Origin of the sequence: Pseudomonas sp. R4-35-07, assembly GCF_003852235.1 — a bacterium.
Lineage (GTDB): Bacteria > Pseudomonadota > Gammaproteobacteria > Pseudomonadales > Pseudomonadaceae > Aquipseudomonas.
On the sequence record NZ_CP027732.1, the window covers coordinates 3,535,260 to 3,549,874 of the forward strand.

Here is a 14,615-nt window from a genome sequence, read left to right on the forward strand (position 1 = left end):
TTAGAAGCGCAGCGGCCAGTGCCGCAGACGCTCACGCAGGTTGTGCAACAGGCGAATCAGGCCCTCGGGCTCCTTGATCAGGAACACGATGATCAACACGCCAAAGATGATTTTCTGCAGGTTCTGCAACTGCCCCGCATCCACCGCGCCGCCGAACAGCGCCTGCCCGACGTGGCTGAGCAGGATCGGCAGCAAGCTGATAAAGGCCGCGCCCACGAAGTTGCCGGCGATGCTGCCCATGCCACCGATAATGATGATGAACAGGATCTGGAACGAACGGTTGATATCAAAACTGCTGGCGCTGGCCGTGCCCAGGTAGGCGAAGGCCCACAGCGCACCGGCCACGCCTAAGTAAAACGAGCTGACCGCAAACGCCAGGCGCTTGTAGCGCACCACCGGGATGCCGACCACGGCAGCAGCAGTGTCCATGTCGCGGATCGCCATCCAGTTGCGCCCCACCTGGCTGCGCACCAGATTGACGGCGGTCCAGGTCAACAGCAGCACCGTGACCAGGGTCAGCCAGTAGCGGCCCAACGGGGTATTGAGGTCGTGGCCGAACAGCGTCAGCTGCGGGGCGGAAATGGTCCCGGAAGAGCCGTAGTTATAGAACCAGGGGAATTTGACGAACAACCATTCAAGGAAAAACTGCGCCGCCAGCGTCGTCACCATCAGGTAGAAACCCTTGATCCGCGAGCTGGGCAGGCCGAACAACAGGCCCACCAGCGCGCTGATAATCCCGCCGCCGAGCAGCGCCACTGGCAAGCCCAACTCCGGCAGGCGCAGCAGAAAACCGTAGGTGGCGAAGGCCCCGACCGCCATGAAACCCGCCGCGCCGACCGATGTCTGCCCGGTGTAACCGGTGAGCAGGTTCAGGCCCAGCCCGGCCAGCGACAGCACCAGAAACGGCACCAGAATCGCATTGAGCCAATAATCATCGCCCCACAGCGGTACCGCGATAAACGCCAGCGCCAGCCAGGCGAACAGGCCCCAGGGCAAGCGACGCGGCACCAGCAGCAGCGGCGCCGTGGGTTGTGCAACAGAGGTCGACATGGCTTCAGACTCGCTCGATAGCGCGCTCGCCAAACAGGCCGGCGGGACGGATATACAGGAAGGCCAGGGCCACGACATAGGCGAACCACGGCGTGATGCCGCCGCCGATCCACGGGCCGATATACACCTCGGCGAGGTTCTCCGCCGCGCCGACAATCAGCCCGCCGACAATCGCCCCGCCAATCGAGGTGAAGCCGCCGATGATCAGCACCGGCAAGGCCTTGAGCACGACCAGCGACAAGGAGAACTGCACGCCCTGGCGCGCGCCCCACAACAGCCCGGCCACCAGCCCGACGATGCCGGCCACTGCCCAGACGATCTGCCAGATGCGGTTGAGGTTAATGCCAATGGACAGCGCCGCCGTGGTGTCATCCGCCACTGCGCGTAGCGACACACCAATGCGGGTCTTGTTGAACAGCAGCGCGAGCGCCGTCACCAGCACCACGGCAGTGGCCGCAGCGATCAGGTCGAACTGGCTGAGCATCAGCGGGCCGACGAACAGCGGCACGTCATCGATGCCCAGGTCCAGCGCGCGCACCTGCGAGCCCATCAAGCCTTGCGCCAGGCCCTCGATGATGAACGACAGGCCCAGGGTGGCCATGAACAGGGTGATCTGCGAACGGTTCACCAGTGGCCGCAGCACCAAGCGTTCGATGAGCAAGGCGCCGACGACCATCACGATCACCGTCAGCAGCAACGCCAAGGCAAACGGTACGCCCTGGTCATGCAGGCTGACGAATGTCAGCGCGGCAAACAGCAGCATCGCGCCCTGGGCAAAGTTGAACACGCCGCTGGCCTTGTAGATCAGCACAAAGCCAATGGCGACCAGCGAATACAAGGTGCCGGCGAGCAGGCCGCCGAGCAGGGTTTCGAAGAAGGTCATCAATGTGTCACTCCCAGGTAGGCCGCAATCACCTCGGGATTGGCCTGCACCTCGGCGGGTGTGCCGTCGCCGACCTTGCGCCCGTAGTCGAGCACCACCACATGGTCGGACAGGCCCATCACCACGCCCATGTCGTGCTCGATCAACACCACGGTGGTGCCCAGGTCACGGTTCACGTCGGCGACGAAGCGCGCCATTTCCTGTTTTTCCTCGGCGTTCATCCCGGCCATGGGCTCATCCAACAACAACAGACTGGGCCCGGCGATCAACGCCCGGCCCAGTTCCACGCGCTTTTGCAAGCCATAGGACAGGTTGCCCACCAGCACCTCGCGATGGGCTTGCAACTCCAGGAAGTCCAGGATGCCCTGGGCGCGCTCACGGAACGCTTCGGCTTCTCGCCGCGCGCGGGGCAAGCCGAGGGCCTGTTCGATGAAGGTGCTGCGCATATGCCGCGACAGGCCGGTGAGCAGGTTGTCCAGCACGCTCATTTTCTTGAACAGCGCATTGTTCTGGAACGTACGGCCGATGCCTCTGCGCGCAGCGCTCAGCGGGTCGATGCGATGCAGGCGTTGCGCCTCGAACAGGATCTCGCCGGCATCGAAGCGATACACACCATTGAGCACGTTAAGCAGCGAGCTTTTGCCGGCGCCGTTAGGGCCGATCAGCGCGCAGATCTCACCGCGCCGCACCTCGAAAGACAACGCGTTGATGGCCTTGACGCCTTTGAACGACAGCGAAATATCACGCACCTGGAGAATGGCCTGGCTCATGCAATGTCCCGTTTGAATTCGGCCAGCCAGGTAGGCTCGGCAGTGGCTTTAAGCGGCTGCCAGATATAGCCCAGGCGCTGGAAGCCCAGCAGCGTACGCACACGATTTTTCAACAACCGGCGCAGGCCGCTTTGGGGATGGGCGATGGCCCAGTCACACAGGCGTCGGCGCCAGGTGCCGCGGGGGGCAAGGCGGTTTTCGATGTCGTCGGCCAGGTGCTGCAAGCGTTCGGGCGACAGCAGCAGACCGGTGGGGGCAACTTCGCTGCGGTCGCGCCGCGCCGAGGCCAGGGTCTCCGGGAAGGCCAGGCCGTGGCCGCTGCTCAGCCATTGTTCCAACACCACCGCGAGGCCACCTTGCCAGTGGGTGCCCTCCTCGCTCCACAGCAGGGTTTCGCCGGTGGGGTGCCACCAGCGGCTGATGCGTTGCGCGGGATCTACGGGGCCAAGCAACTGGGCGAAGTCCAACCGTTGGGTGAACTCCCAATCGGGTTGGCGACCCTGCACGTAGGCGTGGCTGGGGCGAATGCGCCACAGCTGTTGCTGCAAGGCCTGGGGCTCCAGGCTGTCGGCCAGCGTCAGCACCTGCCCGCCCACCGACTGGGCGGCCAGCGCCAGCAACAATAGGTTCGGCTCAAATGCGCCGCTGAGTGTCAGCCGCGACTGTTCGCTGAAGCCCTGCTGGCGCAAGCCGTCAGCCAAGCGTTCGACGTCGCGCAACGCGTCGATCCAGCGCCAGGCATGCCATTGACCTTGGCGCTTGTGGCGCAGGGCGATGTGCAACGGCGTGAGTTGCGCCCAGTGGTGCAGGCGTTCCAGGGCGGCTTTGGGTTCGGGCACGCTCATAGGGGTGATGCTCCTATCAGGGGTGGGCGTGCGGTGGTCCGCTGGCTGGGTTCTATCAGGCAATGCAAATCAACTGTGGGAGGGGGCTTGCTCCCGATGGCGGTGGTTCAGTTAAACCACCTTTGACTGGCCCACTGCTATCGGGAGCAAGCCCCCTCCCACATTGGTTTTGTGTAAGGTAGATAGGTCACGGTAGCTGGCGCCCGGATGGTTCGGCCTCAGCCGTGCGCCCTCGCCAAACAACTTCTCGCGCAAGGTGCCCTGGGCGTATTCGGTCTTGTACACCCCGCGCTTCTGCAACTCCGGCACCAACAAATCCACCGCGTCGATGAAGGTTTCGTGGGTCAGCGCATAGGCCAGGTTGAAGCCGTCCACATCGGTCTCTTCCACCCATTCCTGGAGCAGGTCCGCCACCGTCTGCGGCCCGCCGACAAACAGCGGGCCAAAGCCCCCGATGCCGACCCAGTCGGCCAGTTCATTCGGCGTCCAGACCTTGTTCGGGTCCGCCGTGGAGAAGGCTTCCACCGCCGACTGGATGGCGTTGGTATGCACATGCTTGAGCGGCTCATCGGGCCTGAACCGGCTGAAATCGATACCGGTCCAGCCGGAGATCAGCGCCATCGCGCCTTCGTAGCTGACATAGGACTTGTAGTCGTCGAACTTGGCCTTGGCCTGCGCGTCGGTCTCGCCGACGATCACCGTTTGCAAGTTGAAGATCAGGATTTTGCGCGGATCACGCCCTGCCTCGGCCGCGCGCCGGCGAATATCGGCCACGGTCTTCTTCAGCAGCACCTTGGACGGCGCGGCCACGAACACGCACTCGGCCTGTTCGGCGGCGAACTGTTTGCCACGGCTCGAGGCCCCCGCCTGGTAGAGCACCGGCGTACGCTGTGGCGAGGGTTCACACAGGTGAATGCCGGGCACCTGGAAGTGTTTGCCCACATGGCGAATCTCGTGGATCTTGCTCGGGTCGCTGAAAATCCGGCGCTCGCGGTCACGCAGCACCGCGCCCTCTTCCCAGCTGCCTTCCCAGAGCTTGTAGCAAACTTCCAGGTATTCCTCGGCGTAGTCATAACGTGCGTCGTGTTCGGTCTGGGCCTTCTGGCCAAGGTTCTTGGCGCCGCTTTCCAGGTAGGACGTGACGATATTCCAACCGACGCGCCCCTTGGTCAGGTGATCGAGGGTGGAGAGCCTGCGTGCAAACGGATACGGATGCTCGAAGGACAGCGAGGCGGTCAGGCCGAACCCTAGGTGCTCGGTAACCAGCGCCATCGGCGTGATCAGCGATAACGGATCATTGACCGGCACCTGCGTCGCCTGGCGGATCGCCGCGTCGCCGTTGCCGTGGTAGACATCGTAGATCCCAAGCACATCGGCGATGAACAGCCCATCGAATTTGCCCCGCTCGAGGATTTTTGCGAGGTCGGTCCAGTATTCCAGGTCCTTGTATTGCCACGAACGGTCGCGCGGGTGCGCCCACAACCCAGGCGATTGATGGCCGACACAATTCATGTCGAAGGCATTCAAGCGGATTTCGCGGGCCATCAGAGCACTCCGTTGAGGTGGTAGTTGCCGACGACCTGGTATTTCCAGCGCAACGGGTCATCCACCGACGATGGCAGCGCGGTGCGTTGGCCGGTCAGTTCGAATTCAGCGTTGCTCGCAGCGATAAGGGCTTGGGCCGCCGCGATCTGGGCTTCGGTGAGGGCGACCGGGCTGGGGTCGGTTTCGGCACGCTCGAACAGGGCGGCGGCCACGTCGACACGAATCTGCACATCGCCGAAGCGGCTGATCACATAAGGGTCGTCGCTGCGCTCGACAAAGCGGCGGGTGGTTTCCAGCAGTTGGCGTGCCTGGTTCAGTGCGGTCATGGGCAGGGCTCCTCAGTTCCAGGCGTGGCGCGCAGGCTTCACGCCGTTGAGCACAAAGTTGCCGATCAGGTGGTACTTCCAGCGCGCCGGGTCGTGCAGGGTGTGGGTGCGTGCGTTACGCCAGAAACGGTCGAGGTTGTACTTGCCGGTGACCGAGCGAGTGCCGGCCAACTCGAAGAGTTGGCTGCTGGCAAGCAACGCTGTTTCAGCGGAAAGCACCTTGGCCTGGGCGACGACCAGCGAGGCATTGGCGACGGTGTCTTCAGTCGGTTCGGCGAGGGCCAGGTCGACCGCTCTGCCGGCCTTGGCGAGGATCGCTTCGGTGCCGTGCACGCGCCACTCCAGGTCGCCGATGGCGGCAATAGTGAACGGGTCCTGCCAGCCGTGCTCCTGTTGGCTGTCGATCCAGGGTCGCGCCTGGCGGGCGTGAATCTTCGCCTGCTCCAGCGCTCCCAGCGCAATGCCGGTATCGACTGCGGCCTGGATAATCTGCGAGATCGGGCCGTTGGCGGTGGGTTGATCGAACGCCAGGTGTGCGGGGATGACCGCACTCGAGGGCACGCTCACACCGTCGAGGGTTACCCCACCACTGGCGGTCGTGCGTTGGCCGAAGCCGTCCCAGCTGTCGATCACCGTGAGGCCGGGCGCATCGCGCTCGACGAAGGCAATCAGCGCCTGCCCGTGCTCGTTGTTGCCGACGGTCGGGACGATGTGCGCAAACAGCGCGCCGGTGCAATAGAACTTCTCGCCGTCAATGCGCGCGGTGTCGCCGTCGACGCGAATCTGCGTGTCAAAGGTCCCGGCGTTTTTGCTCTTGGCTTCGGAAAACGCATTGCCGAAGCGATAGCCCGCCAGCACCTTGCCGAAGTAGTGGCGCTTTTGCTCCTCAGTGGCGGTTTGCAGCAGGATATCCACCACGCCGAGGTGGTTCTGCGGGATCTGCCCCAGGGAAGGGTCGGCGGCGGAGATCAACTTGATCACCTCGGCCACGGTCACATAGGACACCTCGGCGCCACCGTAGGCTTTGGGAATGGTGATGCCCCACAGGCCGCTGGCGGAAAACTCATCGAGTTCCGCCACCGGCAGGCGCCGCTCACGGTCGCGCTCGCTGGCCTCCAGGGCAAACCGCGCCGCCAGCCGCGTGGCGACCTGGATGGCTTCCGCGTCCGAGCGAATGATATGGGCAGGGTGTTGAGGGTGGGCTGACATGGGCCGACTCCAGGCTCCGAAGGAATAACAGAGCGTTTGCAGGAGTCGTGCCTGAATTTAATCATCAGCTAAATCATGGTATTACAGGTTAACGAAGGCAGCGGAACGGCTGCCAGGCCAGCAAAATGTCCATCCACTGTTGCCGAGCGAACAGTTAGATCACCACGTTGCGCACAAAACGCACGGTCAGCTCGCCATCGTTGCGATAGCCATGTACCTGACGACTGGCAAACATATAGAACTCACCGGCGGCGACGCGCTTTTCTTCTTCGCCCACCAACAGGGTGAGGCAGCCTTCGAACACAAACAGTTGCACGCTCCAGCCGTCCGGGTCGGGGTCCGGGCTGTAGCGGTCACCCGGTGCCAAGTGCATCTCCCACAGTTCGACTTCACGCCGTGCCGTGGCCTTGGCCAGCAACACGGCTTTGCTGCCGGGGATATCACCCGCCCAGGCCAGCTCGTTGATGCGGCTGTGGTCGGCGGCATCCGGCGCCTGGATCAAATCGCTGAAGGCGACATCCAATGCCTCCGCGACGCGGTCGAGGGTCGACAGGCTGACATTCTTCTCCCCCGCCTCGATCGCCACCAGCATGCGCCGGCTGACCCCGGATCTTTCCGAAAGCGCGGTTTGGCTGAGGTCGGCGGCATGGCGCAGGCGACGCACGTTCTGGCTGACGTGTTGCAGGACCGAAGCCCGGTGTGGATTTTCTTTGTGCACTATATTGCTCAATGGGTGGGTGTGCGCAGTATACTGCCCAGCGTGCGGCGCATTGTGCGGTCCGTGCCTTTCCCTTGCAAGACCGAGCCGCCATGACTGCCCCGAACTCCCCTCCGCGTTTCAATCGCTTGAGCAAAGCCGAATGCATCCTGGTGGTGATCACCATGATCTGGGGCGCCACCTTTTTGCTGGTGCAGCATGCCATGGCGGTCAGCGGGCCGATGTTTTTCGTCGGCCTGCGGTTTGCGGCGGCGGCCATTGTGGTTGGCGTTTTTTCCTTGCGTACTTTGCGCGACCTGACCCTGTTCGAGTTGAAAGCCGGGGTGTTCATCGGCGTGGCGATCATGTTCGGCTACGGCTTGCAGACCATTGGCCTGCAGAGCATTCCGAGCAGCCAGTCGGCGTTTATCACCGCGTTGTATGTGCCGTTCGTGCCGTTATTGCAATGGCTGGTACTGGGGCGGCGCCCGGCACTGCTGCCAAGTATTGGCATCATGCTGGCGTTTACCGGATTGATGCTGTTAACCGGGCCGGCCGGCGCTTCTTTCAATTTCAGCCCCGGTGAAATCGCCACGCTGATCTGCGCAATGGCGGTAGCCGCCGAAATCATTCTGATCAGCGCTTATGCCGGGCAAGTGGATGTGCGTCGGGTGACCGTGGTGCAGCTGGCCACGGCGTCGCTGTTGTCGTTCCTGATGGTGGTGCCGATGGGCGAGGCATTACCGGGCTTTTCGTGGTTGCTGCTGTTCAGTGCAGTGGGCCTGGGCTTGACCAGCGCGGTGATCCAGGTGGCGATGAACTGGGCGCAGCAGAGTGTTTCGCCGACCCGGGCTACCCTGATCTATGCCGGCGAGCCAGTGTGGGCGGGCGTGGTCGGTCGGCTTGCCGGCGAGCGATTCCCGCCGATTGCGATGGTAGGAGCGGCGTTGATTGTGCTGGCGGTGATTGTGAGTGAGATGAAGAGGAGCAGCCCTAAAGTTGTTGATGCCAGGGCCGAAGTTGAAGGGGAAAGTCAGGGGTGATGTTTTGAGCTGCAAGCTACAAGCTGCAAGAAATACGCGGTCGGCTATTCTCTTGCAGCTTGCAGCTTGTAGCTGTTTTCCACTGCTCTTGTAGGATCCTGCCACATCTTGCCGTTTGGTGATCGAGAAAGCGGCACGTATGATGCATCCCAAACTCCCGCAGATTAGAAGCCTATGTCCCTGATAGTTCTACTGCTTCTGCCATTCATTGGCAGCTGTCTGGCGGCCTTGCTGCCGCACAACGCACGCAACACCGAATCCTTGCTGGCTGGCCTGGTGGCCTTGGTCGGCACCATACAAGTCGCGCTGCTTTACCCCCAGATCGCCCATGGCGGCGTGATCCGTGAAGAATTCATGTGGTTACCCAGCCTCGGCCTGAATTTCGTGCTGCGCATGGATGGCTTCGCCTGGCTGTTCTCGATGCTGGTGCTGGGCATCGGCACGCTGGTGTCGCTGTATGCGCGTTACTACATGTCGCCGGACGACCCGGTGCCACGTTTTTTCGCGTTTTTCCTGGCCTTCATGGGCGCCATGCTCGGCCTGGTGATTTCCGGCAACCTGATCCAGATCGTGTTTTTCTGGGAACTGACCAGCCTGTTCTCGTTCCTGTTGATCGGTTACTGGCACCACCGCGCCGATGCCAGGCGCGGTGCCTACATGGCGTTGATGGTCACCGGCGCGGGCGGCCTGTGCCTGTTGGCCGGGGTGATGTTGCTCGGGCATATCGTCGGCAGCTATGACCTGGACCAGGTGCTGGCGGCGGGCGACCAGATTCGCGCGCACTCGCTGTACCCGGCGATGCTCGCCCTGGTGCTGATCGGCGCCTTGAGCAAAAGCGCGCAGTTCCCCTTCCACTTCTGGCTGCCCCACGCCATGGCGGCGCCAACGCCGGTGTCGGCCTATCTGCATTCGGCCACGATGGTGAAGGCCGGCGTGTTCCTGCTGGCCCGCCTGTGGCCATCGCTGTCGGGCAGCGAAGAATGGTTCTGGATCGTCGGCGGCGCCGGCGCCATTACCCTCCTCCTCGGCGCTTACTGCGCCATGTTTCAAAACGATCTCAAGGGCCTGCTGGCCTACTCCACCATCAGTCACCTGGGTCTGATCACCTTGCTGCTGGGCCTCAATAGCCCGCTGGCGGCTGTCGCGGCAGTGTTCCACATCCTCAACCACGCCACGTTCAAGGCCTCGCTGTTCATGGCCGCGGGCATCATCGACCACGAAAGCGGCACGCGGGATATCCGCAAGCTCAGTGGGTTGGTGCGCCTGATCCCGTTCACCGCGACCCTGGCGATGGTGGCCAGTGCCTCGATGGCCGGCGTGCCATTGCTCAATGGCTTCTTGTCCAAAGAGATGTTCTTCGCCGAAACGGTGTTTATCTCGGCGACAAAATGGGTGGAAATCACGCTGCCGTTGATCGCGACCATCGCCGGCACCTTCAGCGTGGCCTATGCGTTGCGGTTTACCGTGGATGTGTTCTTCGGCCCGCCTGCCACCAACTTGCCCCACACGCCCCACGAACCCCCGCGCTGGATGCGCGCGCCGGTTGAGCTGTTGGTGTTCACCTGCCTGCTGGTGGGGATTTTCCCGGCCCAGATGGTCGGCTCGATCCTCGCCGCCGCCGCGTTGCCCGTAGTGGGCGGCGTGCTGCCCGAGTACAGCCTGGCGATCTGGCACGGCTGGAACGCTCCGTTGATCATGAGCCTGGTGGCCATGTGCGGCGGTGTGGTGCTGTACCTGATGCTGCGCAAACAACTCAAGCGTGGCCGCTTCGCCTACCCGCCCCTGGTCGGCTATTTCAACGGCAAGCGCGGCTTCGAGCGCTGCCTGGTGCTGATGATGCGCGGCGTGCGTCGCCTGGAAAAACGCATCAGCACCAAGCGCCTGCAAACCCAATTGTTCCTGCTGGTGATCGTCGCGGTGATCGGCGCCATGATCCCCATGTTCAACAGCGGCCTGAGCTGGGGCGACCGGCCGAAAATCCCCGGTTCCATCGTGTTCGTCACCCTGTGGTTGCTGGCGATTGCCTGCGCGCTGGGCGCCGCCTGGCAGGCCAAGTACCACCGGCTGGCGGCCCTCACCATGGTCAGCGTGTGCGGCCTGATGACCTGCATTACCTTTGTGTGGTTCTCGGCGCCGGACCTGGCGCTGACGCAACTGGTGGTGGAAGTGGTGACCACCGTGCTGATCCTGCTCGGCCTGCGCTGGCTGCCACGGCGGATCGAAGAAGTCTCGCCGCTGCCCAGCTCGCTGCGCAAGGCGCGTATCCGGCGCCTGCGCGACTTTCTGCTGTCCACTGTGGTGGGCGGCGGTATGGCGCTGCTGTCTTACGCGATGCTGACCCGCCAGACGCCCAACGATATCTCCTCGTTCTACCTCAGCCGCGCCCTGCCCGAGGGCGGCGGCAGCAATGTGGTGAACGTGATGCTGGTGGACTTCCGCGGCTTCGACACCCTTGGCGAGATCACCGTGCTCGGCGCGGTGGCGCTGACCGTGTACGCGCTGCTGCGGCGCTTCCGCCCGTCGAAAGAAAGCATGGAACTGCCGCCTCAACAGCGCCAGCTCGCGCCCGATGTCGCCACCGACCTGGTCAACCCGCGCCAGGCCAGCGACACCGCCCTGGGCTTCATGATGGTGCCGGCGGTGCTGGTGCGCCTGCTGTTGCCGATAGCGCTGGTGGTGTCGTTCTACCTGTTCATGCGCGGCCATAACCAACCGGGCGGCGGCTTTGTCGCGGGGTTGGTGATGTCGGTGGCGTTCATCCTGCAATACATGGTGGCCGGTACCCAGTGGGTCGAGGCGCAGATGAGCCTGCGGCCGATGCGCTGGATGGGTTTCGGCCTGCTGTCGGCGACCCTCACCGGGCTTGGTGCGTTGTTCGCCGGATACCCGTTCCTCACCACCCATACCTGGCACCTGAGCGTGCCGATGCTGGGCGATATCCATGTCGCCAGCGCATTGTTTTTCGACGTCGGCGTCTACGCCATGGTCGTCGGTTCGACCCTGCTGATGCTCACCGCCCTCGGCCACCAATCGGTGCGCGCGCACAAACCGAGCAACCAGCTCAAAGCCGTCGCCAACCCACAAGGAGCTGCCGCCTGATGGAAGAAGTCATTGCAATTGCCATTGGGGTGCTGGCAGCCTCCGGCGTCTGGTTGATCCTGCGGCCACGGACATTCCAGGTGGTGATGGGCCTGTGCCTGTTGTCCTACGGCGTCAACCTGTTCATTTTCAGCATGGGCAGCCTGTTTATCGGCAAGGAGCCAATCATCAAGGACGGCGTGCCCCAGGACCTGCTCAACTACACCGACCCCCTGCCCCAGGCACTGGTGCTCACGGCGATCGTGATCAGCTTCGCCATGACCGCGTTGTTCCTGGTGGTGCTGCTGGCCTCCCGGGGCCTGACCGGTACCGACCATGTGGATGGCCGGGAGCCCAAGGCATGAATTGGGTCAATCAACTGATCGTTGCGCCGATCCTGCTCCCCTTGCTGACCGCCGCGCTAATGCTGATGCTCGGCGAGAAACGCCGCCCGCTGAAGGCAAAAATCAATCTGGTCTCGAGCATGCTGGGGCTGGGCATCGCCGTGCTGCTGTTGTACTGGACCCAAAAAGGCGGCCCCGGCTCGATCGGCGTGTACCTGCCGGGCAACTGGCAAGTGCCGTTCGGCATCGTGCTGGTGGTGGACCAACTGTCGGCGCTGATGCTGGTGCTGACCGGGATCATCGGCGTGAGCGCGCTGCTGTTCGCCATGGCCCGCTGGGACCGTGCCGGCACCAGTTTCCATGCGCTGTTCCAGGTGCAGATGATGGGCCTGTACGGCGCCTTCCTCACCGCTGACCTGTTCAATCTGTTCGTGTTTTTCGAGGTGCTGCTGGCGGCGTCCTACGGCTTGATGCTGCACGGTTCGGGCCGCGCGCGGGTGTCGTCGGGGCTGCATTACATCGCAATCAACCTGCTGGCGTCGTCGCTGTTCCTGATTGGCGCGGCGATGATCTACGGGGTCACCGGCACGCTGAACTTCGCTGACCTGGCGCTGAAAATCCCGCTGGTGCCGGAGGCCGATCGCGGCCTGCTGCACGCCGGTGCGGCGATCCTGGCCACCGCATTCCTGGCCAAGGCCGGTATGTGGCCGCTGAACTTCTGGCTGGCCCCGGCCTACTCTTCGGCCAGCGCGCCGGTGGCGGCGATGTTCGCGATCATGACCAAGGTGGGCGTGTACACCGTGCTGCGCTTGTGGACGCTGCTGTTCTCCGGCCAGGCCGGCGCTTCGGCGTTGTTTGGCGGTGACTGGCTGGTGTACGGCGGCATGGCCACGATTGTCTGCGCGGCACTGGCAATGCTCGCGGCGCAGCGCCTGGAACGCATGGCGAGCCTGAGCATTCTGGTCTCGGCCGGCATCCTGCTGTCGGCGGTGGGCTTTGCCCAGCCGAGCCTGACGGCGGGGGCGCTGTTTTATCTGGTCAGCTCCACCCTGGCGCTGAGCGCGTTGTTCCTGCTGGCTGAATTGATCGAACGTTCGCGCTCGGCCAATGACCTGCCGCTGGATGAAGAGATCGACGCACTGCCCAAGGCCATGGAATCCCTGCATCCACGCCCCGGCGTCAACCTCGACGATGAGCAGAAAGCCGTGGTCGGCCAGGTGATTCCATGGACCATGGCGTTCCTGGGGTTGAGCTTTGTCGCTTGCGCGCTGCTGATCATTGGCATGCCACCGCTGTCCGGGTTTATCGGCAAGCTCAGTTTGTTAAGCGCGTTGGTCAACCCGCTGGGCCTGGGCAATGCGCTGGATGAACCGATTCGCCCGGCGGCCTGGGGCCTGGTGGCGCTGTTGATCCTGTCTGGCCTGGCCTCGCTGATCGCCTTCGCACGGCTCGGCATCCAGCGCTTCTGGACACCCGAAGAGCGCCCATCGCCCCTGCTGCGCCGCTACGAATGTATGCCGATCTTCCTGCTGCTGGGCCTGAGCATTGCGCTGACCTTCAAGGCCGAGCCCCTGATGCGCTACACCCTGGCCACCGCCAACAGCCTGAATAACCCTGAGCATTACGTAATGGCAGTGATGGCGACGCGTCCGGTCCCCAGCCCTGAAGCCAAGGCCGCGGCCCTGGAGGTGCAGCCATGAAACGCCTGTTTCCCGCGCCGTGGCTGTCGCTGGCCTTGTTGGGCTTATGGCTGGTGCTGAACCTGTCCATCAGCCCCGGCAACCTGCTGCTCGGTGCGCTGCTGGGCGTGCTTGCGCCATTGATGATGGCGCCACTGCGCCCGCAACCGATCAGCCTGCGCCGTCCCGGCGTGATCCTGCGCCTGTTCCTGCTGGTGGGCCGCGACGTGATTGTCTCCAACCTGCAAGTGGCCTGGGGCGTCTTGACCTGCGGTTCACGCGCGCCGCGTTCGCGCTTTATCAAGATCCCCCTGGACCTGCGCAGCCCCAACGGCCTCGCGGCGCTGTCGATGATCACCACGGTGATCCCCGGCACCATCTGGTCCGAACTGGCGCTGGACCGTAGCATCCTGCTCTTGCACGTGTTCGACCTGGACGAGGAAGCGCCGTTTATCGCGCACTTCAAAGCCACCTATGAGCGGCCCCTGATGGAGATCTTCGAATGAGCGCCCTGCTCTCCAATGCGATCCTGTTCAGCCTGTTCCTATTTTCCCTGGCGATGGTGCTGACCTTGATCCGCCTGTTCAAAGGCCCCTCGGCCCAGGACCGGGTACTGGCGCTGGACTATCTGTACATCCTGGCGATGCTAATGATGCTGGTGCTGGGCATTCGCTATGCCAGTGACACCTACTTTGAAGCGGCGCTGTTGATTGCGCTGTTCGGCTTCGTCGGCTCGTTCGCCCTGGCCAAATTCCTGCTGCGTGGGGAGGTGATTGAATGATGCCGTTGTGGATGGAAATCGTCGTGGCGATACTGCTGGTGCTCAGCAGCGTGTTCGCGTTGATCGGAGCGATTGGTTTGCTGAGGATGAAAGACTTCTTCCAGCGCATGCACCCGCCAGCCCTGGCCTCGACCATTGGGGCGTGGTGCGTGGCATTGGCGTCGATTATCTATTTTTCGGTGCTCAAGTCCGGGCCGGTGTTGCACGGCTGGTTGATCCCGATTCTGTTGTCGATCACGGTGCCGGTGACCACCTTGCTATTGGCCCGTACCGCGTTGTTCCGCAAGCGCATGGCCGGTGACGACGTGCCCGCCGAGGTCAGCAGCCGCCGCTGATTTAAAATGTGGGAGGGGGCTTGCCCCTCC

General features: G+C 63.3%; 15 protein-coding genes. 7 read left to right on the forward strand and 8 right to left on the reverse strand.

Annotated features, from left to right (window positions below; all coding sequences use genetic code 11):
• From C4J89_RS16115 to C4J89_RS16150, 8 genes are all read right to left on the reverse strand, one after another.
• Positions 1–1,050, reverse strand: a complete 1,050-nt coding sequence (locus C4J89_RS16115; RefSeq protein WP_124414996.1) for a branched-chain amino acid ABC transporter permease — start codon at positions 1,048–1,050, stop codon at positions 1–3.
• Between the two features lie 4 nt (positions 1,051–1,054).
• Positions 1,055–1,936, reverse strand: a complete 882-nt coding sequence (locus tag C4J89_RS16120; protein WP_124414997.1) for a branched-chain amino acid ABC transporter permease — start codon at positions 1,934–1,936, stop codon at positions 1,055–1,057.
• Positions 1,933–2,703 (reverse strand): ABC transporter ATP-binding protein, encoded by a 771-nt coding sequence (locus C4J89_RS16125; RefSeq protein ID WP_124371091.1) that lies wholly within the window; start codon positions 2,701–2,703, stop codon positions 1,933–1,935. The genes C4J89_RS16120 and C4J89_RS16125 overlap by 4 nt, the downstream gene beginning before the upstream one ends.
• Positions 2,700–3,548, reverse strand: a complete 849-nt coding sequence (locus C4J89_RS16130) for an AMP-binding protein (protein WP_124414998.1) — start codon at positions 3,546–3,548, stop codon at positions 2,700–2,702. The genes C4J89_RS16125 and C4J89_RS16130 overlap by 4 nt, the downstream gene beginning before the upstream one ends.
• 111 nt (positions 3,549–3,659) lie before the next feature.
• A complete protein-coding gene (locus C4J89_RS16135) occupies positions 3,660–5,093 on the reverse strand; it encodes an LLM class flavin-dependent oxidoreductase (protein ID WP_124414999.1) in 1,434 nt (477 codons plus the stop codon).
• Positions 5,093–5,419, reverse strand: coding sequence for an acyl-CoA dehydrogenase (locus C4J89_RS16140; protein ID WP_124363325.1), 327 nt, complete (start codon positions 5,417–5,419; stop codon positions 5,093–5,095). The genes C4J89_RS16135 and C4J89_RS16140 overlap by 1 nt, the downstream gene beginning before the upstream one ends.
• A 12-nt stretch (positions 5,420–5,431) precedes the next feature.
• Positions 5,432–6,628, reverse strand: a complete 1,197-nt coding sequence (locus C4J89_RS16145; protein WP_124415000.1) for an SfnB family sulfur acquisition oxidoreductase — start codon at positions 6,626–6,628, stop codon at positions 5,432–5,434.
• A 154-nt stretch (positions 6,629–6,782) separates the two neighbouring features.
• Complete coding sequence (locus C4J89_RS16150; protein ID WP_124363327.1) at positions 6,783–7,346, reverse strand: helix-turn-helix domain-containing protein; 564 nt, start codon at positions 7,344–7,346, stop codon at positions 6,783–6,785.
• Between the two features lie 92 nt (positions 7,347–7,438).
• Between C4J89_RS16150 and C4J89_RS16155 the strand changes: the two genes are divergently transcribed.
• From C4J89_RS16155 to C4J89_RS16185, 7 genes are all read left to right on the forward strand, one after another.
• On the forward strand, positions 7,439–8,368 hold the full coding sequence (locus C4J89_RS16155; protein ID WP_124415001.1) for a DMT family transporter: 930 nt from the start codon (positions 7,439–7,441) through the stop codon (positions 8,366–8,368).
• Between the two features lie 174 nt (positions 8,369–8,542).
• Positions 8,543–11,467: a monovalent cation/H+ antiporter subunit A gene (locus tag C4J89_RS16160; RefSeq protein ID WP_124415002.1), complete on the forward strand. Its 2,925-nt coding sequence runs from the start codon at positions 8,543–8,545 to the stop codon at positions 11,465–11,467.
• Positions 11,467–11,811 carry a Na+/H+ antiporter subunit C gene (locus tag C4J89_RS16165; protein ID WP_124363330.1) on the forward strand — a complete coding sequence of 115 codons (345 nt, stop codon included), beginning with the start codon at positions 11,467–11,469 and terminating at the stop codon, positions 11,809–11,811. The genes C4J89_RS16160 and C4J89_RS16165 overlap by 1 nt, the downstream gene beginning before the upstream one ends.
• Positions 11,808–13,490, forward strand: coding sequence for a monovalent cation/H+ antiporter subunit D (locus C4J89_RS16170; protein WP_124415003.1), 1,683 nt, complete (start codon positions 11,808–11,810; stop codon positions 13,488–13,490). The genes C4J89_RS16165 and C4J89_RS16170 overlap by 4 nt, the downstream gene beginning before the upstream one ends.
• Positions 13,487–13,975: a Na+/H+ antiporter subunit E gene (locus C4J89_RS16175; RefSeq protein WP_124363332.1), complete on the forward strand. Its 489-nt coding sequence runs from the start codon at positions 13,487–13,489 to the stop codon at positions 13,973–13,975. Before C4J89_RS16170 ends, C4J89_RS16175 begins: the two co-directional genes overlap by 4 nt.
• On the forward strand, positions 13,972–14,250 hold the full coding sequence (locus C4J89_RS16180; RefSeq protein ID WP_005789171.1) for a K+/H+ antiporter subunit F: 279 nt from the start codon (positions 13,972–13,974) through the stop codon (positions 14,248–14,250). Before C4J89_RS16175 ends, C4J89_RS16180 begins: the two co-directional genes overlap by 4 nt.
• Positions 14,247–14,585, forward strand: a complete 339-nt coding sequence (locus C4J89_RS16185) for a Na+/H+ antiporter subunit G (protein WP_124363333.1) — start codon at positions 14,247–14,249, stop codon at positions 14,583–14,585. The genes C4J89_RS16180 and C4J89_RS16185 overlap by 4 nt, the downstream gene beginning before the upstream one ends.
• Positions 14,586–14,615 lie beyond the last annotated feature (30 nt).